Genomic DNA, 23093 nt, shown 5'->3' on the forward strand with positions numbered 1-23093 from the left:
AAACGGTGAAAAAATACATAACGGAACAATCAGGAGGACGGAATTAATCGATGCTTCGCAGTTTATTTACTGGTCGCCATTCATCCCCACCCTATAGAGGGATGGGGAATTCTGGCGACATTAAGTTAAAAAAGGCTCACTTATAATAATATGGCGATCACCATCAAAACGAAGCCATCCTTGACGTTGAAAGTCTCCTAATAAACGAGTCACCGTGACCCGCGTTGTTCCAATAGCACTAGCCAAATTTTGATGGGTAAGACGCACCCCAAAACGGGTTCCTTCCTTAACAGGTTCCCCTAATTCTTGTTTGAGCAAATATAATAATTGTTGCAAACGATCTTCCACCCGTTTTAATCCTGCAATAGCAAGCAGGGCCTCAGTTTGTCGCATCCGACGCACTAATTGAGTCAGGGCCATTTGACTTAATTGAGAAGAAGTCTGGATTTCATCAACAGGATACCACTTCAAATATACTTCAGACAACGCTTTCGCCTGATAAGATTCCATGTGGGTTAACCATGACCCAAATAAGGTCGAAGGTTGAGCCCATCCCAATAAGATTTCTTCCCCTTGGGGAGATAATTGACTGAGTTGAACAATTCCCCGATAAACCTGCCAAATCCCATCACTCACAAGGGGGATATTTTCGCTACGATCATAAAAGTGCAGTCGCCCTCCCTCTGTGACTTCATGGGGGGACAGAGGTTGAGTGGGATTATAAGCTAACAGCATCTCTATTTTAGTCTTCCCGCCGTCAAACGACAATACTTTGTCTATAATTCTATGAGATAAAAGTAAAAATTAGGTAATCAATAGATTAAGTTTTTGCTATTGCAGAATCTTCAGTTTTCCCAGAGTCAACACCTTCATTAACTAAAGCTTCAATTGCTAAGGGATGAGTCGGCAAATTAACCGTTAAGATTTCTGCACCCATTTCTGTCACTAAAATATCATCTTCAATGCGAACCCCCTTCACATCAGAAAACTGGGCTAATTTGTCCCAATTGATATCTATATCATAAGTTTCTTTGAATTGAGGATTATTTAAAATAGCAGGAACTTGATAAAATCCTGGTTCAATTGTCACTACCATCCCAGCTTTAAGGGGACGATCTAATCTAAGATATCCTAACCCAAATCTTTGACTTCTGCTTCTTCCTAATTCATAGCCCGCTAAGTCTCCTAAATCTTCCATGTCATGCACATCTAAGCCTAATAAATGACCGATTCCGTGGGGAAAAAAGAGGGCATGGGCATCTTTTTCTACCAAGGTTTCAGGGTTGCCTCGCAAAATCCCTAAATTGACTAATCCTTCTGCAATAATTTTGGCAGCTAATAAGTGGATTTCTCGATATTCTTGGCCTGGTTTAATCTGTTCAATACAAGCATCATGAGCCGCTAAAACTAGATCATAAATATCCCGTTGCGTCGGGGAAAATTGACCATTGACTGGCCAAGTTCTCGTAATATCTGATGCCCATCCTAAAGAGGTTTCTGCTCCAACATCAGCTAATAATAGATCACCGGATTGTAAATGATGATGGTAATGTTCATTATGTAAAACTTCCCCATGAACTGTAACAATACTATTGTAAGCACAAGTCATATTTTGTCCCATAATATACCCCTCCATTGCCCCTCTAATTTCGGCTTCTGTTTGGGCATTTTTTGAAACTTTCATGCCAATTTTATGAGATGTTATGGCAACCGATGCCGCTTTTTTGATTTCTGTTAAGGCATTTTTATCATGGCTAAGTCGTAGGGTAACAATGGCTTTTACTAGGTCAAGATCAAGGGCTGTTAGGGGATTTTTAGCAGAAAAAGAACGGTTAAGAATTTCCCATTGTTGTTGATAGGTTGTAACATCTTGGACGGGAATTGTTAGGGCATCTGTGGTATGATTGCCCAATTCTGTGAGAGGATAGGCTTGATTTGCCCCAATTTGCGCCGCTATATCTTCTCTGGTGGGCATTTCTCCATGCCAGAGGGTACTATCAGGAGATGGGTTATCCATGAATAGGGATAAGTTGCCATTCTCAACAATAATTGCCGCATTTTCCAGATTTAATCCCGTAAAATAGAGGAAATGACTACTAGCGCGAAAGGGGTAACGGTTAGCCCGAAAATTACGAGATAGTGCTTTTCCTGACCAGAAAATAGCAGGTTTATCAATTAACTGGGCTAATTTTTGTCGGCGTTGTTGCAAGGTATATATTAAAAAGTCATTCATACTTATTACTTTCCTAAACATTTCCTGATTGAAAAAGTCGGCCAATAATTTCCTCAATAGGAGGATCGGTTATATTAAGATCAATAACCTGTAATTGTGCTAAAATTTGGGCGATAGTTGCTGTTAGCTTTTCTTGTTGGACAAGGAAGCGAACCTCTTGACCTTGTATGCTTTCAATTTCTCCATAAATGGCTAATTTTTCTGAAGAAACTGTCTCAGCTAATTCCAGTTTTACCTCTCGATAGGGAGCAAATTTTTCGACTAATTTCTCTAGACTTCCATCATAGATCAATTGGCCCTCATGAATCAATAAAACCCGTTTACATAAAGCAGTAATATCAGCCATATAATGACTGGTTAATAGAATGGTAGCTTGATAGCGTTGATTATATTCTCTTAAAAAATCTCTGACAGCAGCTTGAGCATTTACATCTAATCCTAAAGTGGGTTCATCTAAGAATAAAACTTGGGGATGATGTAATAAAGCTGCTAATAATTCTGCTTTCATTCTTTGACCTAAAGAAAGCTTACGAACTGGTTGAGTTAATTGTTCTTCAATGGATAGCATTTCTGCGAGTTCTTTCAGTCTTTTCTGAAAAATTTGTTCAGGAATTTGATAAACTGCTGCATTAATTCTCAGAGAATCTAAAGCTGGTAAATCCCACAATAATTGTTGTTTTTGTCCCATAACTAAACTCATTTTTGTGAGAAATTGGGGTTGACGGCGAAAGGGAACATAGCCCACAATTTTTATCTCTCCCGTTGAGGGATGAATAAGTCCTGTTAACATTTTTAATGTGGTGGTTTTTCCTGCGCCATTTGCCCCCAAAAATCCCACAATTTCCCCTGAATCAATTGTAAAAGAAACATTTTTAACTGCTTGTATTTCTCGATAAGTACGGTTAAAAAAATGATTTAATGTTCCTTTAATTCCTGGTTTCTTGACGGCGACTTTATAAACTTTGCTAAGATTTTTAACAACGATGGTAGACATAATTTAGATAAGAATAATAGATAATATTGAAACTTGTTTGCTGCTCATATTTTAAGCTCGATTTAAGGTATAAAATAGCAATTCATAAAAAACTAATTCATAATCTAAATAGTTGATCTGTTTTCCTTGCCAAGATAATATTTTTTTCGTATAAGTATCAGGTGTTTTAGAAATAACAACAGGTGCATCTTTTAATTGATCGCCAGAAAATCGATAGACTCCTAATATTTCATCAACAGGAAATACCCAACGATTCCCTTGAATTTCTAAAACAACCATACGTTGATAAATAACAGGAATTATCTCATGATTTTGATAATTTGATATTTGTGATGATTTATTTTCTGGCCTAAAATCTATGGCGGATAAACCTAAAAGATTTCGCAGTAAAATACACATTAAAATCTCGCCCCGAATATTAACAATTCCAGCAAAAACGTGATTACTGCGATGGGGTAAAGTATGAACCGGAAAAACATGAGTGATTTCCTTAACTACCCAGACAGGCAAGGCTAACCATTCTTGAGCAACCCTAAAAATAATTAAGCCAAGAGACTCATTTGTTAAAGCTTCTTGCTTGTTTAAAGCCTTTTTTGAGGCTACTTCTTGCCAATCTTGGGCTAATAAATCTGTCCATTCTTCAACATATCCTTCAGGAGACTGTCGTTGTAATAAATTGCGTCCTGCTGCCCCATAAATGGCACAATTACGACAGTGGATAACGGTTTTTAATTCAGGGCAAGAACTATCACCATAAACCCCAATTTTATTCCAGCATTGGTTAATAGAAGTATTCATTATCTTTAACGGTTAGGTGCAACATATTCATGATTAATAAACCAATTAACGGCATCTTGGAGAGCAGTTTTAATCGGAGAAGGAGACAACCCTAATTCATTAATTGCCTTAGAAGCATCATAATACATTGGTTGTTTAGACATCTTCACACCATCGATAGGAATTGAGGGTTTTTTCCCCAAGGGAGAGAGTAAATATTCTTCTATCCAAGCGACAGTTAAGGGTAGCCAGAGGGGTAAGGTTTGTTGGGGTGCGTCTAGTCGTGTTAAGGTTGATAATTCATCTAATAGGGCTTTTAAAGTTAGGTTTTGGTTGCCTAAAATATAACGTTCCCCCGTCTTCCCTTTTTCTAATGCTAACAGATGACCCCGCGCTACGTCTCGCACGTCAATTAAATTTAAGCCTGTGTTAACATAAGCAGGCATTTGACGGCGTAAAAACCGTAAAATAATCTCTCCTGTGGGGGTGGGTTTAATATCATAAGGGCCAACAGGAGTGCTAGGATTAACAATAACAATATCTTGACCTTTTTTAACAGCTTGGTGGGCTTCTTGTTCCGCCCAATATTTAGATTTTTTGTAATGCCCGACTAATTTTTCTACAGGACTTTGATGGGTTTCGTTAACAATTTCCCCAGGGTTTCCCACCCCAATAGCAGCAACGGAACTGGTGTAAACAATGCGTTCAATTCCTGCTTGTTTTGCGGCGGCTAAAATAGAACGAGTTCCTAACACATTACTTTGATATAATTGGTCTTTATCGGCTTGATATAAGGAATAATGGGCTGCTACATGAAAGAGTACCTGACAGCCTTTTATTTTATTAGATAAATTGGGATCATTGAGGTCACTTTTAATGATTTCAACATCAAGATTTTTCAGGTTATCTAAGGAACTTTGGGGACGCACTAAAGCACGAACTTGATAGCCTTCCTCCAATAAAAGTCTAACCAAGTTGGCCCCAATAAATCCCGTTCCTCCCGTAACAAATGCTTTGATACTCATAAATTATCCTCACCATTATTATTTATCTATTTTAATTCATAAAGTCAGTAGGGTGGGCAATGCCCACCTTACTTGTTCTCTTTTTGTCATAGATAAACAACTTCTGATAGAATTCTTTGTCCTTTTAATCTATTTTTAGTGAAAATATGAACTTTGATGCTTAATTGTTCAGTTAAGAAATTTTCTAATTCAACTAAATCGAGTAAACTAGGGGCATCAATATAATCAATTAAAATGTTTGAGTTTTGTTCCTTATTGTCATTTTGACTAGAAAGTATTCCAAAAATTCCTAATTGGTTAATTTTGTATTTTTTGAGAAGCATGGGTTTATAGGCTTCAAGTTTTTGTTTTAAGTTTTCTAACATGAGCATAATTTTTGATTGACTTAATGATTGCCCTTTGAACCATTCTAACTTAAAATTTAGAATAACACTTAAAATAAAGATTATTCCATGCCCATCTACATTATTCGTCCTAAAGCAAACATAGTCACCCAATCCTTAGGCTTAATCTCTCGTAAATTAACCAGTGAAAGTCGTCAAAAAAAACCAAGATGTTGAAGCTATTTATCAAGAAGATTCCGGGTATCAAACCTTAATTAAATGATCAAAAATATTAGAGAAAAAGAAAATTTACAAATTCTCAAGAGTTCTGAAAATCCTGGGGTTACAGGAACAGAACTCATAGAAATTTCGAAAGGAAAAGCAGCAGCAACCCAAACACAATTACCTGATTTTTTTATCTTAAAAGATCAACCCATTGACCTCATTAAACCTGAGAAAGTTACAGCAAGTTTTAAAACTGAAAATGACTTAACAGATGATGATTTATGGCACTTAAAAAAGATTAAGCATTTTACTAAATTTATCTATCCGTCGTAACCCACCATTAATCAGTATTTATTATCTAATTTAATGTGGGCAATGCCCACCCTACCATGTAAGATATTTATATTATGAACCTTACACCCGAACAAGAAGCAAAAATTGATCCTCTTTTAAAAGAAATCTTACCTCATGCAGACAAGGATGAAATCTTACAAGTCGTAGTGGTATTAGGAGAAGATCAGTCAACTTCATCAACTACTGAAACCTTAAAACCCTCTGCATTTCAGTCTCGTCTAGAATATCGTCAGGCATTAATTGAACAACGAAAACAACAACTCGAAACGGGATTAGAAAAATGGTCATCAGAAAAACGATTAGAACGTGACCCAATCTATCAAAATTTTACAACAAAATTAGAGATAATGCTGCTCTCAGAAGTTGCTTATGATGGTTTTATTGTTGATAAACTCTTTTTTGAGACGCAAGAATTAGTAGACAAAATAAAAACATTTTTAGCTAGAAATTTGAACGCACCCCAAGACTTAGACGGACAAGCGGTACTTAATGCTATTGCTATTCAACAGGGAATTTTAGTGGAAAGATTAGACAATATTTATTCTTTCTCCCATTTAACCCTACTCAATTACTTTTGTTTATGGAAAATAAAGCTTTATCCTATATCAAATCTTTCCCTAATAATCATCGTTTTATTAAGTTACTATATTTTTATATTTATAACCTCATGTTACAGTGTAAAGATAGGGCTATATTAGTAACAGATGAAACTTGGAAAGAAATAGAAGAAAGAATGTATCGAGTTCCTTCAAGTTTGTAGTAAGCTTTTTAAAGGTGCTTTTTAGGGCGAAAGCCCTTACTACGAACTAAGATAAAAAATGAACCTCAAACCTGTTAACAACCTCTGGCAAAAATTAAAACGCGATCGCCTAGCCATTTTTGGCATTATCACCCTCATAATAATAATTCTCGCCATCCTTATTGGCCCCTTGATTTATCAAACCCCCATTGATAAAATTGACTTTACCCAGTCCAGTAACCCCCCCAATTTAACCCATATATTCGGCACAAACTCCCTCGGACAAGATATCTTAGCGAGGGTATTATTTGGGGGTAGAATTTCCTTAACTGTCGGCATTTCTGCCATGTTAGTCGCCATTTTTCTCGGCACAACCATCGGGGCGATCGCCGGATTTTATGGCGGCATAATTGACAACTCATTAATGCGTGTAACTGATCTATTTTTAGCCCTACCCCAATTACCCCTATTATTATTAATTGTCTATCTATTTCGAGAACCCATAAAAACCATTGCCGGCCCAGAATTAGGTATATTTATCTTAGTTGTCATTGTCATTGGAGGACTTAACTGGATGTCCGTCGCGCGACTGGTTAGAGGTAGCGTATTAAGATTAAGAGAAATGGAATTTGTTGACGCAGCAACCACCTTAGGAGCAACCCCTAATCGTATCATTCGCGTGCATATTTTACCCAATGTTTTAAGTATTATTATTGTTGCCGCTACCTTAGGAGTAGGCAATAGTATTATTACCGAGTCTACCCTAAGTTTTTTAGGGTTAGGATTTCCCCCTGACGTACCAACTTGGGGACAAATGTTATTTCAAGCCAAAGATTATCTAACAACAGCCCCCCACATGGCATTTTTTCCTGGTTTAGCCATCTTTCTCACGGTTTTAAGTATCAACTATATTGGAGATGGTTTACGGGATGCTTTTGACCCCAAAACACGCCGCTAAGACCCCTTTTCAAAAGGGAAAATTTAGCAGGAAGAAGTAAAAAATCAAAAATTTATTCTCTGTTTCCTGTTTTTGGCACAGAACACTATAATTTGTAACTAACGTAGGGGCATAATAGATTATGACTCTAATCTTAGACATTCTCTTTAGTAAACTTATTATCAATGACTGTACTCTCAAAAACTGTCCCATTTGTTGATTTAACGATCCAACATCAACCCCTACAAACCGCCATAGAAAAAGCCATGGAAACCGTTGTCAAACGCGGAGATTTCGTCTTAGGACAAGCTTTAAGGGAATTTGAAAGGGAATTTGCTCAAGCTTGTGGGGTTAATTATGGGGTTGGGGTGGCCTCCGGTACAGATGCGATCGCCCTAGGATTACAAGCCTGTGGTATTAATGAAGGAGATGAGGTGATTGTCCCCGCTAATACTTTTATCGCCACAGTGATCGGAGTGATCAAATCCGGTGCAACCCCTATATTAGTGGATTGTGACCCAGAAACCGCCCTAATTGACTTAAATGCCGCGGCCAAAGCTATCACCCCCCAAACCAAAGCTATTGTCCCCGTCCATTTATACGGGCAAATGGTATCCCCTAGCCAATTATTAGACTTTGCCCAAGCTTATAATTTAATTATCTTTGAAGATGCGGCCCAGGCTCATTTAGCCCAACGAGAAGGCTATACCGCAGGATCTATTGGCAAAGCAGCGGCCTTTAGTTTCTATCCTAGTAAAAATTTAGGGGCTTTTGGTAATGGGGGGATGTTAATTACCTCTGATGAAGAAGTTGCCCAAAATGTTCGTACTTTGCGAAATTATGGCGCACCCAGTAAGTATTATCATACTCAGATTGGCAGCAATAGCCGTTTAGATACCTTACAGGCGGCTATTTTACAAGTTAAATTACCTCATCTTTCTCAATGGAATCAATTGCGAAATCAAGCGGCCAAAAAATATGATCAGGGTTTACAATTATTAGCAGACAAAGGAATTATTCCTATTCAAAATGTCAGCGATCGCGGTCATGTTTATCACCTTTATGTGATCCGTGTTCATGATACTTGTACTTTGAATCGGGAAAAGCTGCAAGACTATCTCTTAGAAAGAGGTATTCAAACAGGGATTCACTATCCGATTCCTTGTCATTTACAACCGGGTTATAAAGAGTTAGGCTATCAATTGGGGGATTTTCCCCATGCAGAAAACCTTTGTAATCAAATTTTATCCTTACCCATGTATCCTGGAATAAGTTCAGAACATACTGATTGGGTGATTGAACAACTTTCCTTACGAATAAGTTGATGTACATTATTAATTTTTTGTTCCCTTTTCTTAATCAATAAATCATCCTAGCTATAGGTTCTTTAAAATGCAAATAACCCAAAAGATCCCTCCCTTTCTTGAACGAAACCTAGGCAATACCTTAATTATTGCTTTCCTGGCCATTCTCTATACTCCAATTCTTTTACATTGGTATGATGGTTGGTTAAATAAGAGTATTAATATTGAACACGAATACTTTAGCCATGCTCTGATTGGTTTCCCCTATGCTGCTTATCTGATCTTTGGTAAAAATCGTCACCAATGGCAAAGATTACCGAATAAAAATCATCCTCTGGGTGGTTTTTTCCTGGCTTTAGGAATCGCATTTTATTTAACAGGTTCGGCTGAATTAGTTGCTATATCATTCCCCATTATTATTACAGGAGTTATGCTATGGTTGAAAGGAATACCCGGCTTAAAACTTAATGGGTTTCCTTTGCTATTAATCTTACTCGCAACCCCTAATTCAATCCCCTACCTTTTAACGCCTTATACCTTACCCTTACAAAAATTCATTGCGGCCATGGCGGGGTTTCTTTTACAACAATTAAGAGTTAATAGTCAAGTCGATGGAATTTATCTCTATGTCAATAACATTCCTGTGGAAGTTGCCCCCTATTGTGCCGGATTAAAAATGTTATTTACCAGTTTATATGTTAGTTTATTACTATTACATTGGACAGGTAAAATAAGTGATCGTGGTCGAGTTGTTACCCTTCTAAGTGGTGCATTAATCATTAGCATCATTGCCAACATTATCCGTAATACAACACTAGCAGTATTTCATGGTAATGGTCAACAGAAAGCCTTTGAAATTCTTCATGATGGATGGGGAGGTGATATCTATTCAACAGGAATGCTAATCGTAATTATTGGACTGAATTGGTCTCTGGATCGTTTTGAAGAAAGCTCGATGATAATCTCTGATGAAAAGGATGATAACTTTAATGAATAGTTTTATGTCGAAAATAATCCCATCAGTGGGTATGTTAAAATTTAAAAAGGGTATTTTTCTTTCTCAAATTGTCATCTTATGTCTTCTAAGTTTGGCAATTATTTTTGTCGCCCTTCCCAGTTATTTTACAGGAAAATGGTCTTGGTCTGATTTACCTCCTGTCCCAGAAATTGACCAAATGAGAAAGATTCCTAAAGCCCCATTAAATTTTCCTGGATGGCAAACAATTACCCAAAAAGAAATTCGTATCAGTAAAGATCGTTGGTCATTTCAAGTTATCGAAAAACCAGGACAAGAGCCTATTACTGTCGCCATGATGCCTCAAAATTACTACAAAAATCATCCTCAAGTAGAATGGGTAGATTTACAAGGGGTAGAAAAATGGAAACCTGACAATTATAAAACCCTGAAATTTTCTTCAGATACTGATCCCAAAAATTCAGTAACTGCCCGTTGGTTTCAAGCTTGGAATAATAACACCTATGGTGTTCTTCAATGGTATGCTTGGCCCGGTGGGGGACATTATGCGCCTTCTCAATGGTTTTGGGCTGATCAAAAAGCCCAATTACATCGTAAAAGAGTACCTTGGATTGTGGTTTCTATTGAAATTCCCATGGAACCATTAGGAGAATTAAAAGATATTGAACCTTTAGCAAAATCCCTTGGTCAAACAGTACAAACAACTCTAGAAAAAGATATTTTTGATGTCAAGAAAAATTAATGTTTAAAGGGAATAAAAATAAAAAAATATGTTGTAATAATAATCTTTTCTCAGCTAGAGAATCTTGATATCCGTAGGGGTCAACGGCCGTTGACCCCTACCCTTTGGTTTATAAGGCACTTGCTTTCATTAAAGCAGCTAATTTGTCTTTTTCATCTTCACTTAACTCTCCAGGATGTCCTTTGACTTCCTTATACACCTTAATATATTCAGTAGTAGCTTTGTACCAACTAAAATCATGATTCATGCACCGCTGTTGTAGTTTAGCCCAATCAGCTTTAAACCGAAAACCTTCCCAAGCTCGAATCATACAGGTTAAGAAGTCTAAGGGTTCATAGCGATCAAAACAATAACCTGTTCCTGTCTCATTAATAGGATCATAGAAACCCACCGTATCAACTAAACCCCCAGTCCTTCGTACAATGGGTACACAACCATAGCGCATGGCCAACAATTGACTAATACCACAGGGTTCAAAACGAGAAGGCATTAAAAAGACATCTGATCCCGCATAAATACGACGGGAAAGGGCATCATTATAGAGAAGTTGCACTGACATCCGACCCCGAAAACGGGAGGCCAACTGCCATAATTGACTTTCATAATAGCGATCGCCGCTACCTAAAATAATTAATTGAGCATCAGTATAGGCCATAAACCGATCTAAAACTTGCAGCATTAAATCAATGCCCTTTTGTTCGACTAAACGAGTCACCATTCCCATTAATAGGGCATTCTTATTAACTTCTAGCCCCGTTTCTTCCTGAAGACCAATTTTATTGGCCGCCCGTTTTTCTAAAGTATCAGGGCTAAAAGGCTGATAAATAAATTTGTCATGAGCAGGATCATAAAGTTCCATCTCAATGCCGTTGAGAATGCCCACTAAATTCTCATGAACATAAGATAGTAACCCTTCTAACTTCTCACCATAGACAGGGGTTTGAATTTGTTGGGCATAAGTTGGGGAAACCGTCGTTACTCGTCCTGCAAATTGAATTCCCGCAGCCATCGCGTTATCCCCTTCCATATACCAGGGACACCAAGTCGTTTGTTCCAAAAAGCCCCGACCCGGCCCTTGATAGGCTAAATTATGAATAGTGAAAACGGTTGTAATATCAGGGGATTGGTGCATCCAGACGGGGATCATAGCGGTATGCCAGTCATGACAGTGGATAATGTCAGGTTTCCAGTAATTCCAGGCAAATTCAGCCGCCCCATTGGCAAAGAAAGTAAACCGCCAAAATTCATCTTCGCCGCCATAAATACGACGGGGTAAAAACACAGGATGTCCTAATAGGTAGAGAGGAACATTACTATCAGGGAGGGTGGTTTCATAAATGGCAAATTCCTGAAACATAGCATTTCCTCGCCAAATCGGTTCCTTGGGAATCTCGATTTTATCGGCAAGAAAACCGTAATAGGGCATCAGAATCCGCACATCATACCCTAATTGATGTAATACTTTGGGTAAAGCCCCGATTACATCCCCCATTCCGCCCGCTTTAGCTAAGGGGGCGACTTCTGCCCCAACAAATAAAATTCGCATGGTTGCTAATGGTTCCCTCTCTTGGCACTCTTAGGATTATAGGAGACTATCTACCCCTTTTATCGTAGTTAATATTTTGAGGGAGGCTAAAATTATGACTAATTCATCTGCACTAATTGGCATTATCATGGGCAGTGACTCAGACTTGCCCACGATGAAAGCAGCGATCGCCGTTTGTCAAGACTTTGATATCCCTTGGGAAGTGGCTATTGTCTCGGCTCATCGTACCCCTGAACAAATGGTAAACTATGGCCAAACCGCCCATGAACGAGGGCTAAAAGTCATTATCGCAGGGGCAGGAGGAGCCGCCCATCTACCAGGTATGGTAGCATCTTTGACCCCTCTCCCTGTTATTGGTGTCCCTGTCCCCACTCGTCACTTACAAGGGGTAGACTCCCTCTATTCTATTGTTCAGATGCCCAGAGGCATTCCTGTGGCTACTGTGGCCATTGGTAACGCTCAAAATGCCGGATTACTCGCTATCCAAATTTTAGCGTCCCATAATCCTGTTTTACTGGCTAAAGTGCAACAATATCGTCAAAACCTCAAACAGATGGTCTTAGATAAGCAAACCACCCTGGCACAATTAGGGTATGAAGCTTATTTAAAACAGATGAGTGGGTAATGGCGGGAGGCGGATTTGAACCGTCAGTTATCTCTAAAAGCCTGTCCCAGCCTTACTTAGTATTTACTCAATTAACCATCGGTGATCCAGGGTGCAGGAGTTGAACCTGCCTAGCACGAATTATGAGTTCGTTGCCTAAACCGCTCGGCCAACCCTGGTAATGCTCTCCCCTGAGAGCCATTTCTCATTATAGCCCTTAGAGCATCAATCGTTGCGCGACATATTGCCTAATTACCTTATAATCAAGAGAAATTTTATTCATTTAATGATCACAATGACCATTAACTCAACCATTAAACTAACAGTATTACTATTATTGGTGATGTCAGGGGCAGGAACCGCCAGTGCTTATTTTGCTTATCATGCTGGCCATGCAGCCCTGAGAGGAGTCAGTCAACCCGATATTAATCCGACCAAAAAGCTGACTGATGCGCCCAAAACCTCCACGGAACCGACGGAATTCAAACCTGTTGATGAAAAGACAATTTTAGTTAAAGTTTACGATCACGTCCATAATAAAGAAAAGTCCCCTGCTCAGGGTGACTCAGAGAAAAAACCAGAGAAAGAGGTTAAAAAAGAGGAAAAAGAAACCAGTCAATCCCTTGAAAATCAGGATAAGCAGGAAAACCCTACTCAATTGGCGGCTGACTTTCCCTTGAAGACGGAAGATAAGGGAGTTAAGTTAGAAGTTAATGAAGCGACCAATCAAGGCACAACCCTATCCTTAAAAGTTAATCTCAAAAATGAAGGGACGAAACCCGTTAAATTTCTCTATAGTTTTTTAGAGGTGAAAGATGCTCAAGGTAATGCGATGAGTGCCATTACCGAGGGACTTCCTGAAGAATTACCCCCAAACAGCGAAAATTTTGTCGGTATGATTAAAATTCCCATCGCTCTAGTGGGCAAAAGTCCAACCCTTTCCCTAAATTTAACGGATTATCCCGACCAAAAACTTAAGTTGAGTTTAGCCCAAATTCCGGTGGTTAGATAGTCCCGTTATCTCTGAATAATTAATCTTCATGACAGCCCAAGACATTTTAATCAGGGCATTATCAATTTTGTTACTGATCGCCATCAACGCCTTTTTTGTCACCGCAGAATTTGCCATGGTATCAGTCAGGCGATCGCGGATTAGCCAATTAGTGGAAGCAGGGGATATTCAAGCCCAAACGGTTCAATCTCTACAGCGTAGTATTGAGCGTCTACTTTCAACAACCCAATTAGGGATTACCCTTTCTAGTTTAGCTCTGGGTTGGATTGGAGAAAGTACCATGGCGAAATTGGTGGGGGAAATTTTGGCCAAACTGCCCTTACCTCCCCTATTAACTATCAGTCTTTCTCATAGTTTTGCTATTCCCATCGCTTTCTTTTCCCTAGCTTATTTACAAATTGTTTTAGGGGAATTGTGTCCCAAATCCGTGGCCTTACTTTATGCAGAACAATTAGCCCGTTTTTTAGGGCCGGCCATTGGGGTAATTGCCCAAATTTTTAACCCCTTTATTTGGATTTTAAATCAATCAACTCGCTGGTTATTAAGGAGTGTGGGCATTCCCTACACGGGTGAGGGTAAATATAATCAAGTCACGTCAGAAGAACTGCAATTAATTATTGCCACTGAGGGAGAGTCAACGGGATTAGAAGCCCAAGAACGGGCATTATTAAAGAATGTGTTTGAATTTGGGGAAGTGACAGCCGTGGAAGTGATGGTTCCCCGCACCCAATTAATTGCGATTCCCGAAACCGCAACTTTTAAGGAATTTTTGGAAGAAGTTACTCAAGCTGGCCATTCTCGTTATCCTGTTGAGGGAGACTCCCTTGATGATATTTTAGGGATTATTGATTTTAAAGATTTGGCTCAACCCCTCTCTCAAGGACTATTAAACCCGAATTCTGCCCTTGAGGAATGGATTAAACCTGTAAAATTTGTCTCTGAGTCTATGCCCCTTGATGAATTATTGGCCTTAATGCAGCGATCGCAGTTAAAAATGGTGATGGTGGTGGATGAGTTTGGGGGAACATCAGGCTTAATTACCTTAGAAGATTTAATTGGGGAAATTTTGGGTAATGATTTGGAAGGAAGCGGAGAAGAAGAAGTTGCCTTACAAATGATTGATGAACAAACTTTTTTAGTAGAAGCACAAATTAATTTAGAAGAATTAAATAATGTTTTAGGGTTAGATTTACCCTTAACCGATGAATATCAAACCTTGGGGGGCTTTTTATTATATCAATGGCAAAAAATTCCGATGGTGGGGGAAACTTTGGCTTATCAGTCTTTTGAGTTTACTGTCATCGCATCTGAAGGGCCTCGTTTATTACAAATTCGTCTTCATCGAAAAGAGGCTTCTGAGACTGAATCTGAGTTAATAGAAACAGAATCTTTAGAAGTTATTGATGATTCAAATTATGAGTAAATGGTAGAAATTTCTGATCTTGATTATACTTAAGAAAAGCTCCTAACATCCCATAGGAAAATAGCTGATGTCTATAACTGCCCGACAATTAGCAGAGTTGATGCCCGATGCCACTGAAGTTGAAAGTGATGAGCCGGAAATGGAAAGTAGTTTACATTATATTCAGTTAGCTTTATTAGTTTCCTGTTTAGAATGGCTGTGGCGTGATAAAAATGATTTTTTTATTGGGGCTAATCTCACTATCTACTTTAATCGTCAACAACTCAAAAATAAAGACTTTCGTGGCCCCGATTTTTTCTTGATTAAACAAACCAAAAAACGCCCACGAAAATCTTGGGTAACTTGGGAAGAAGAAGGCAAATATCCTGATTTAATTATTGAATTATTGTCAGAATCAACTGCAGATGTTGATAAAAATTTTAAAAAAGAGCTTTATCAACATCGACTTCGTACCCCAGAATATTTTTGGTTTTCACCAGATAATTTAGAGTTTGCTGGGTTTCGCTTGAATCAAGGAAAATATGAAGAAATTAGTCCGAATGAGTTGGGTTGGTTATGGAGTGAAAGCTTAGGATTATATTTGGGACTCTATCAACAACAGCTTAGATATTTTACCCTAGAAGGTCAACTTGTTCCCACACCAGAAGAAGAAGCACAACAACAAATAAGGTTTGCTCAAGAACAACAACAAAGGGCTGAACAACAACAGCAAAGGGCTGAACAGTTAGCGGCTCAGTTAAGAGCATTGGGAATAGAACCAGAAGCGTGAATTACCCCAGTTATAAGTTATCAGTTTGGGATATGGATGGAAAAGTAAATCAATCTTCATCTAAAGCTGGCACAGGGACAAGTAAAATGAGTTTTGGTTAAGTTAGCCGATCTCCAGTTATGAATTAGGTTAAATGTACTCACTAGAGACATTAAAACCAAGTAACCCAGTCAACCATAAAGTCAACGACTTAATTGGGAATGACAAGCCAGAGTGTAAACCTTATATCCTCTATGTTTATCCCCCCTTTCAAGATAAACTACAGTATGATATAAGATTTTTGTTAATACCATCATGAGTGTAGTTAGCCAAGTTATCCTCAAAGCAGACGATGAACTCCGATATCCTAGCAGTGGTGAACTCAAGGGTATCCAAAGTTTTTTGCGTACCGGAGAACAGCGTGTCCGTATCGCTGAGACTCTCGCAGAAAACGAAAAGAAAATTGTTGATCAAGCTCAGAAACGGTTGTTTCAAAAACGTCCTGATTTCCGGGCCCCTGGTGGCAATGCCTATGGTCAACGCCAGTATAATCAATGTTTACGGGATTATGGCTGGTATCTTCGTTTAGTCAGTTATGGGGTTTTAGCGGGCGACAAAGAACCCATTGAAAAAATCGGGTTAATTGGCGTTAAGGAAATGTATAACTCCCTTAATGTGCCTGTTCCTGGTATGGTAGAAGCCATTCGCTGTCTCAAAGAAGCGGCTTTGGGCCTGCTCAATAACGAAGATGCAGCCGAAACTGCTCCTTACTTTGATTACATGATTCAGGTCATGTCATAAATTGCCCTTAAAGGCACGATTAAATTAAATCGTGCCTTTGGTGAGCTATCCTAAAGAATGGACTTAACCATTGCGACTCAATTAGCGATCGCCTTAATCATCGGGTTAATTATTGGCCTTGAACGGGGTTGGAAAACCCGTAAAAACCCCACAGGACATGGTGATGGGGGACTTCGGAATTTTGGATTAAGTGGATTATTTGGTGGTATTGCTGCCTTATTAGCTGCGAAATGGGGAATTATGATCCTAGGGGTGATCTTTTTGGGATTATCTGCCTTAGTGTCTATTTCCTATGTCTTAACTGCCCAAAAATCTCAAGATTATGGAACAACCACAGAAATCGCTTTATTAATCACCTTTGCCTTAGGAGCCATGGTGGTTAGTGGTTGGATGCTGGAAGCCGTGGCGATCGCCGTGATCATCTCTTGGTTATTGGGACTCAAAGAAGAATTACATCGCTATCTCATTTTACTCCAACGTCAAGAATTAATTGCTACCCTACAATTATTATTAATTGCCGTCGTTTTTCTGCCTTTATTACCCAATCAGTCGATGGGGCCTTGGCAGGCTATTAATCCCCGTTCGATTGGGTTATTAGTGTTATTAATTGCGGCAATTTCTTATATTGGTTATTTTTCTATTCGGATTTTAGGGAATCATGTTGGACTCTTATTAACGGGATTATTTGGTGGCATTGCTTCTTCTACTGCCTTAACCTTGGCCTTTTCTCGTCTGGCTAAACAACGAGAGGATATAACAATTTTGTTGGCCGCAGGAATTGCTCTTGCTAATGGCATGATGGCTCCCCGTTTACTGATAGAAATTGCCGTCATTAATCCCGCTTTAGCTCAACAATTGATGTTACCTTTAATTGTATTAGGAATTAACCCCTTAATTTGTGCTGCAGTTCTGGTTTGGCGGTTATCTCCCTCCAAGTCTATGACTCCTCTTAAGTTATCAAATCCGGTAGAATTAGGAGCAGCCCTACAATATGCAGCTTTATTAGCTATTTTATCAGTCTTAGTTCATGGGGCGCAAGCTTGGTTTGGAGAGGGAGGAGTTTATGTCTTATCTGCTATTTCTGGACTGGCCGATGTGGACGCGGTAGGTATTTCTTTGGCCCAGGCCGTTAATGATAATATGTCGATAAAAGTAGGAATGATTGGCACTTTATTAGCTGTCGCCATGAACACTATGGTTAAAGTGGGAATGACTGCTATAATTGGAGGTAAAATTTTAGCTTATTGGTGTGCTGGAATTCTCTTAGGTTCTCTCGTTTTAAGTATGTTAATCACTCTCATAAAAGTGTCTATTTTCCCTTAAGATATCAACAGTAACACAACCTTCTAGGCTGTCACAAGCAAGACTCTTGTGTTACAGTAAATTAGTCAGAATTTTAGCCAATTTTCTCTTAAAACAAATGTTTCGCAAATTTTTTCAAAAACCAGATTCTGAAACAAATGATCGGGTTCCCCCTGGACAATATTTAGCCAAAGGTTTTCCCGTATTAACCTATGGAAAAACCCCCGAAGTTAGTACAGATACTTGGCAATTTCGGGTTTGGGGTTTAGTGACTCCTCAGACATTTTCTTGGTCAGATTTTATGAGTTTACCTCATCATGAGTTTACCAAAGATTTTCACTGTGTTACTCGTTGGACTAAGTTAGATGTGAAGTGGACAGGAATCAAAATTACTGATTTTATGGCCTTATTAGATGTTGATCCGAAAGCGACTCATGTGATGCAACATTGTTATGGAGAATATACCACGAATCTTCCTTTAAAAGATTTTGTTTTGGAAGACAATTTTTTTGCCTTTAAATTATTAGGAGATCCTTTACCAGCAGATCATGGTGGCCCCATGCGTTCTGTGATTCCTCATTTATATGCTTGGAAGAGTGCAAAATGGATCAATGGGTTAGAATTTTTGCCCCAAGATGAGTTAGGTTTTTGGGAAAAAAATGGTTATCATAGACGGGGTGATCCTTGGCAACAAGAACGGTATGGGGGTAAATTAAAATAAGATAGGTTTTATGCTAGAGAAGTAACGGGAATTGATTCCATTTAATTGAAGGATGGAAATTATGCTAAACTAAGAATAAACTAGCCATTACAACCCTAAAACTATTCATTCAGAGGAGTAATTAAAGATGGAACGTCCTAAAGGTGTGATAATTTTAGCAATACTGAACTTACTTGGAGGAATACTCGGTATTGTCTTTGGTTTTATCTTTTTCTTGTTAGGTAGCGTGGGAACATTAGGGGGTTTTGTTTCTGGACAAGCAGACTTTGCCGGAACAAGCTTTTTTATGGTAATAACAGCTATAATTGGTGTGATTAATAGTTTTCTCTCTTTAGGGGTTAGTTATGGTCTATTTATGATGAAAACTTGGGCTTGGGCAATGGCGATCATTATTCAATTTGTCTACATACTGACTTATATTACCAGTATTCTCAATGGTAGAAATATAGTAGGATCAATTATAAGTCTAGCGATCGCAGGTTTCATCTTATACTATCTCTATCAACCTAAAGTTAAACAGGCTTTTGCCATATCACCAAGTGTAGATTAATTAGCTCTCGTTAAAGGTTCAATAGAGTATCTATACTACAATTATCCTTACAAAAAACACAAGCATATTACAATTTATAATCAAATTGATCAAACTCAAGACACAAATTTTGATCAATTTCTCCCAAAAGGTAAAATTAACGATTTTGAGGAACTTTAATGCTATTTTCTCGGATAAATTTTTCAATGGATGTCGTTAAACTCTCGGAAGATTTTTCGGTAATCAAATAAGTCTTAAACTCTTGTCCTTCACTCAAATAGTTGGCATAAGCAGAGGATAAATAAGGAGTATATTCAGGATTATTGTTAATATAAACCTCAAAGAAAGATAGGATCATTGAATTTGTATAACTGTCTAATAATTGAGGACTAGGAAGCGTTAAATCTGTAGTAGTTTCTAACATATCAGTAAGGCCTGCATCTAATTGAGAAAAATCAACATGAGCTTGTCCTTCTTGCAATTGAAGATATTTATCCGTTACTTTTAAGCGAGGATAGGATACAACTTGTTCAAAAATAAAAGGTGTTGCTGGATCATAACTTCCGGCACTAATAAACACAGGAATATCAATTTTTCTGAGAGATTTACTACCAAAAAGACCAGAATTAACTGGATTAACGACAAACACTGCCTTAACTCTGGGATCTTTAAAATTATAGTCTTTTCGCTCTAATTTTAAAGCGCGACATTGTAATAATAAGGCCGTATTCAAATCCCCTATTTCTAAGTTACAAACTTCTTCAAGTCGGTCAAAGTCTATGGTTGCACCGGCCACAGATAAGACAGTATAACCGCCAAAAGAATGACCTAAAACCCCAACTTCTTTTAAATTTAATCGTCCTGCAAAAGAACTTTGATTGCGTCTTTCTAACTCATCAATAGTATAGCTAAGATCAAGAGGACGATCTATAAATTCATTGCGTAAAAAAATCTGTCGAGAAAACCCTTCTAAAAAGTCTTCTGTTTGTTTAATATCACTGCCTGGATGTTGAGGAAGTGCCACGACATAACCATAGGAAGCTAAATGTTGGCCCCATTTACTAAAATCTTCAGGACGAGAACTTAACCCATGAGAAATAACGACTACTGGAACTTTTTCAGACTGCAATATTTGGGGTTGATAAACATCAACATAAAATTGGCGATTGCGTTTTTCATCGGTTAAATTCCAAGTTTGTTTTTTAACCTCAAAAGGCCCTGGTTGACGGGGATCACTTAATTGAGAAAAATTGACTTTTTCTGTTTTTTCTGCTTCTATTTGAGCTAATCTATCCACTTCTTCCGTAAACAGATAGGTTGCATTAACAACAATCTCTACCTGTTGCCCTAAATTAAGAGCTTGTTTAAGATCAATCTGTACATTTGTAGAAAGCTTTTTCAGAAAATTAATCAAGGTTAACCCTTCTTTATCAAGGGCCGCTTCTACCAAAGCACCCCGAATCAGGAATTTACCATTGCTCCCCCCTTGAACATTAATAACCTTACCAAAATATTTTAAAAGACGTTCCCCTTCTTCAGTATTAAGGATACGAGAAAACCGCAAAGGTTTAACGGGGGCAGGAGTTAACAATGCTTGTCGAAAAGCTGCTTTATCTTCTTCCGTTGCTCCCGCTAAGCTGAAATATCGGGTTAACTGTTGACTTAACTCCCCATCTTTAGCATAGGTTTCTAAGTCACTGACGGGAATAGAAAGAATAAGGGAGTCAAAAACAAAGGAGATTTTTTCAGCAGCGTAACTCGGCAAGGCCAAGGTTAATGAAGCGATAAGGCCAAATATTCCCGATTTTAAGGGGCGAAACCAACCAAAAGAGGGTAGGGGAGTCATGGGGCAACAATTAAGGAAAGATGTTTCAAAAAGCTTTCATATTTTACTGGTTTATTGATGAAATCGGTTATCCATAGATTTATGACAATTTCTTAAAAAGAAATTATAGACTTTTATCTATCTAAAAAATACAAAACTTTTTTTGTTACACCTCTTTTCAAATTGCAACAAAACTTAATATAATAGCAGAAGCAAACCTGAGTATTTATTACTAGGACTTATGGTGATCACACAAATTCCCTGGATTACAGCAATTATCCTTTTTCCCCTGATGGCTGCCTTGGCCATTCCTCTAATTCCCGATAAAGAAGGCAAAACCGTCCGTTGGTACGCTTTAGGCGTGGGTTTACTCAACTTTGCCTTAACTATATTCGCCGTTTCTAGTCAATACAACTTCAATAACAGCAATTTTCAATTAGAAGAAACCTATTCCTGGGTTCCCCAAATCGGATTAAACTGGTCAGTAGGCATCGATGGTTTATCGATGCCTTTAATGGTTTTATCGGGGTTAATTACGACTTTAGCCCTATTAGCATCTTGGAAAGTTGATAAAAAGCCTCGTTTGTTCTACTTTCTCATGTTGGTGCTATACAGCGCACAAATGGGCGTATTTGCTGCCAAAGACTTACTCTTATTCTTCTTTATGTGGGAACTAGAGTTAGTACCTGTCTATATATTAATTTCTATTTGGGGTGGCAAAAAGCGTCTCTACGCAGCCACCAAATTTATTTTATACACTGCCCTCGCTTCTATTTTTATCTTGGTTGCGGCCCTCGCTATGGCCTTTTATGGTGATACCGTGACTTTTGACATGGCTCAACTAGGGATGAAAGATTTTCCCTTAGCTTTAGAAGTCTTAGCTTATGCAGGTTTCCTCGTTGCTTTTGGGGTGAAATTGCCCATCTTCCCCCTACATACTTGGCTACCCGATGCTCACAGTGAAGCTTCTGCCCCTGTTTCCATGATTTTAGCGGGTGTATTGCTCAAAATGGGTGGTTATGGGTTAATTCGCTTCAACATTGAAATGTTACCCCATGCTCACATTAAATTTGCCCCCTTACTGGTCATTTTGGGTGTAATTAACATCGTTTACGGCGCATTTACCGCTTTTGGTCAAACTAACCTCAAACGCCGTCTCGCTTCTTCTTCTATCTCTCACATGGGTTTTGTCCTCATCGGTATTGCTTCTTTCACCGAATTAGGGATGAATGGGGCAGTATTACAAATGGTATCTCACGGGTTAATTGCTGCGGCCTTATTCTTCCTCTGTGGCAGCACCTATGAGCGTACCCATACCCTAATGATGGATGAAATGGGCGGTTTAGCGCAGAAAATGCCCAAAACCTTTGCTTTATTTACAGCAGCTTCTATGGCATCTTTAGCCTTGCCTGGAATGAGTGGGTTTGTCGCAGAATTAACCGTATTCTTAGGCGTTGCGAATAGTGATGCTTACAGTGCGACATTTAAGACAGTGGTTATCTTTTTAACGGCAGTGGGTTTAATTTTAACCCCCATTTATCTCCTTTCCATGTTGCGCGTTGTCTTTTATGGTGAGAAGAATGAAGCGTTAACATTGCCGAAATTTAACTTAGATGCCAAACCCCGTGAAGTTTTCATTACCGCTTGCTTATTACTGCCTATCATTGGTATCGGGTTATATCCTAAATTAGCGACGACTACCTATGATGTAAAAACCGTAGAAGTAGCTTCTAAAGTTCGTTCTGCTTTACCAACTTTTGCCCAAAAGCAAAACATTTCTCAACCTAGTCAAATTCAGGAAGAATTAGCCTCAACGGTATTTATTGCCCCTGAAATTGATTAATCAACTATCAACAGATTAAAATTTGAGACTACATAAATCAAGGCTGCCTTATCAGCCTTTTTTGCATTAATTGAGACATCGTCGTCATTATCATAGAAAACTAATCAAGA

General features: G+C 38.5%; 23 protein-coding genes and 1 tRNA gene. 15 read left to right on the forward strand and 9 right to left on the reverse strand.

Annotation, left to right across the window (positions count from 1 at the left end):
• Positions 1–120 precede the first annotated feature (120 nt).
• The 6 genes from VB715_RS20700 to VB715_RS20725 all read right to left on the reverse strand — a co-directional run bounded on the left by VB715_RS20700 (position 121) and on the right by VB715_RS20725 (position 5400).
• Complete coding sequence (locus VB715_RS20700; RefSeq protein ID WP_323303092.1) at positions 121–735, reverse strand: Crp/Fnr family transcriptional regulator; 615 nt, start codon at positions 733–735, stop codon at positions 121–123.
• Between the two features lie 85 nt (positions 736–820).
• Positions 821–2233: an aminopeptidase P family protein gene (locus VB715_RS20705; protein ID WP_323303093.1), complete on the reverse strand. Its 1413-nt coding sequence runs from the start codon at positions 2231–2233 to the stop codon at positions 821–823.
• A 13-nt stretch (positions 2234–2246) separates the two neighbouring features.
• Positions 2247–3227, reverse strand: coding sequence for an ATP-binding cassette domain-containing protein (locus VB715_RS20710; RefSeq protein WP_323303094.1), 981 nt, complete (start codon positions 3225–3227; stop codon positions 2247–2249).
• A 51-nt stretch (positions 3228–3278) separates the two neighbouring features.
• On the reverse strand, positions 3279–4025 hold the full coding sequence (locus VB715_RS20715; protein WP_323303095.1) for a chemotaxis protein CheW: 747 nt from the start codon (positions 4023–4025) through the stop codon (positions 3279–3281).
• A gap of 5 nt (positions 4026–4030) precedes the next feature.
• Positions 4031–5029: a hopanoid-associated sugar epimerase gene (gene hpnA / locus VB715_RS20720; protein ID WP_323303096.1), complete on the reverse strand. Its 999-nt coding sequence runs from the start codon at positions 5027–5029 to the stop codon at positions 4031–4033.
• A gap of 86 nt (positions 5030–5115) precedes the next feature.
• Positions 5116–5400 (reverse strand): DNA polymerase beta, encoded by a 285-nt coding sequence (locus VB715_RS20725; RefSeq protein WP_323303097.1) that lies wholly within the window; start codon positions 5398–5400, stop codon positions 5116–5118.
• Positions 5401–5631: 231 nt separating this feature from the next.
• Here VB715_RS20725 and VB715_RS20730 point away from each other — a divergent pair, with 231 nt between their 5' ends.
• The 6 genes from VB715_RS20730 (at position 5632) to VB715_RS20755 (ending at position 10629) form a co-directional block, all read left to right on the forward strand.
• On the forward strand, positions 5632–5910 hold the full coding sequence (locus VB715_RS20730; protein ID WP_323303098.1) for a hypothetical protein: 279 nt from the start codon (positions 5632–5634) through the stop codon (positions 5908–5910).
• Positions 5911–5984: 74 nt separating this feature from the next.
• Positions 5985–6629, forward strand: a complete 645-nt coding sequence (locus VB715_RS20735; protein ID WP_323303099.1) for a hypothetical protein — start codon at positions 5985–5987, stop codon at positions 6627–6629.
• A 120-nt stretch (positions 6630–6749) separates the two neighbouring features.
• The gene (locus VB715_RS20740; protein WP_323303100.1) at positions 6750–7628 is read left to right on the forward strand and encodes an ABC transporter permease; all 879 of its coding nucleotides are present in this window, start codon (positions 6750–6752) and stop codon (positions 7626–7628) included.
• Between the two features lie 164 nt (positions 7629–7792).
• Complete coding sequence (locus VB715_RS20745; RefSeq protein WP_323303101.1) at positions 7793–8932, forward strand: DegT/DnrJ/EryC1/StrS family aminotransferase; 1140 nt, start codon at positions 7793–7795, stop codon at positions 8930–8932.
• A gap of 67 nt (positions 8933–8999) precedes the next feature.
• Positions 9000–9908: a cyanoexosortase B gene (gene crtB, locus VB715_RS20750; RefSeq protein WP_323303102.1), complete on the forward strand. Its 909-nt coding sequence runs from the start codon at positions 9000–9002 to the stop codon at positions 9906–9908.
• A gap of 4 nt (positions 9909–9912) precedes the next feature.
• Complete coding sequence (locus tag VB715_RS20755; protein ID WP_323303103.1) at positions 9913–10629, forward strand: cyanoexosortase B system-associated protein; 717 nt, start codon at positions 9913–9915, stop codon at positions 10627–10629.
• Between the two features lie 109 nt (positions 10630–10738).
• Here the strand turns inward: VB715_RS20755 and glgA are convergent, their stop codons facing one another.
• Positions 10739–12175, reverse strand: a complete 1437-nt coding sequence (gene glgA / locus VB715_RS20760) for a glycogen synthase GlgA (protein WP_323303104.1) — start codon at positions 12173–12175, stop codon at positions 10739–10741.
• Between the two features lie 94 nt (positions 12176–12269).
• On the opposite strand from glgA, the gene purE reads away from it, so the two are divergent.
• On the forward strand, positions 12270–12800 hold the full coding sequence (purE, locus tag VB715_RS20765; protein WP_323303105.1) for a 5-(carboxyamino)imidazole ribonucleotide mutase: 531 nt from the start codon (positions 12270–12272) through the stop codon (positions 12798–12800).
• 85 nt (positions 12801–12885) lie between these two features.
• Here the strand turns inward: purE and VB715_RS20770 are convergent.
• Positions 12886–12958, reverse strand: a tRNA-Ile gene (locus tag VB715_RS20770).
• A gap of 116 nt (positions 12959–13074) precedes the next feature.
• On the opposite strand from VB715_RS20770, the gene VB715_RS20775 reads away from it, so the two are divergent.
• The 7 genes from VB715_RS20775 to VB715_RS20805 all read left to right on the forward strand — a co-directional run bounded on the left by VB715_RS20775 (position 13075) and on the right by VB715_RS20805 (position 19336).
• Positions 13075–13791 carry a hypothetical protein gene (locus VB715_RS20775; protein ID WP_323303106.1) on the forward strand — a complete coding sequence of 239 codons (717 nt, stop codon included), beginning with the start codon at positions 13075–13077 and terminating at the stop codon, positions 13789–13791.
• A gap of 28 nt (positions 13792–13819) precedes the next feature.
• Positions 13820–15214, forward strand: coding sequence for a hemolysin family protein (locus VB715_RS20780; protein ID WP_323303107.1), 1395 nt, complete (start codon positions 13820–13822; stop codon positions 15212–15214).
• 67 nt (positions 15215–15281) lie between these two features.
• Positions 15282–15983, forward strand: a complete 702-nt coding sequence (locus VB715_RS20785) for a Uma2 family endonuclease (protein ID WP_323303108.1) — start codon at positions 15282–15284, stop codon at positions 15981–15983.
• A gap of 294 nt (positions 15984–16277) precedes the next feature.
• Entirely contained in the window at positions 16278–16763 is a 486-nt protein-coding gene (locus VB715_RS20790; protein ID WP_323303109.1) for an allophycocyanin subunit alpha-B, read from the forward strand.
• Between the two features lie 57 nt (positions 16764–16820).
• Entirely contained in the window at positions 16821–18086 is a 1266-nt protein-coding gene (locus VB715_RS20795) for an MgtC/SapB family protein (RefSeq protein WP_323303110.1), read from the forward strand.
• 97 nt (positions 18087–18183) lie between these two features.
• Entirely contained in the window at positions 18184–18786 is a 603-nt protein-coding gene (locus VB715_RS20800) for a sulfite oxidase-like oxidoreductase (RefSeq protein ID WP_323303111.1), read from the forward strand.
• Positions 18787–18913: 127 nt separating this feature from the next.
• On the forward strand, positions 18914–19336 hold the full coding sequence (locus VB715_RS20805; protein ID WP_323303112.1) for a hypothetical protein: 423 nt from the start codon (positions 18914–18916) through the stop codon (positions 19334–19336).
• Between the two features lie 136 nt (positions 19337–19472).
• Here VB715_RS20805 and VB715_RS20810 read toward each other — a convergent pair whose 3' ends face one another.
• On the reverse strand, positions 19473–21161 hold the full coding sequence (locus VB715_RS20810; protein ID WP_323303113.1) for an alpha/beta hydrolase: 1689 nt from the start codon (positions 21159–21161) through the stop codon (positions 19473–19475).
• Between the two features lie 220 nt (positions 21162–21381).
• Here VB715_RS20810 and VB715_RS20815 point away from each other — a divergent pair, with 220 nt between their 5' ends.
• The gene (locus tag VB715_RS20815) at positions 21382–22983 is read left to right on the forward strand and encodes an NAD(P)H-quinone oxidoreductase subunit 4 (RefSeq protein ID WP_323303114.1); all 1602 of its coding nucleotides are present in this window, start codon (positions 21382–21384) and stop codon (positions 22981–22983) included.
• Positions 22984–23093: the final 110 nt, after the last annotated feature.

It is taken from the genome of Crocosphaera sp. UHCC 0190 (assembly GCF_034932065.1).
In the GTDB taxonomy this organism is placed as follows: Bacteria; Cyanobacteriota; Cyanobacteriia; order Cyanobacteriales; family Microcystaceae; genus UHCC-0190.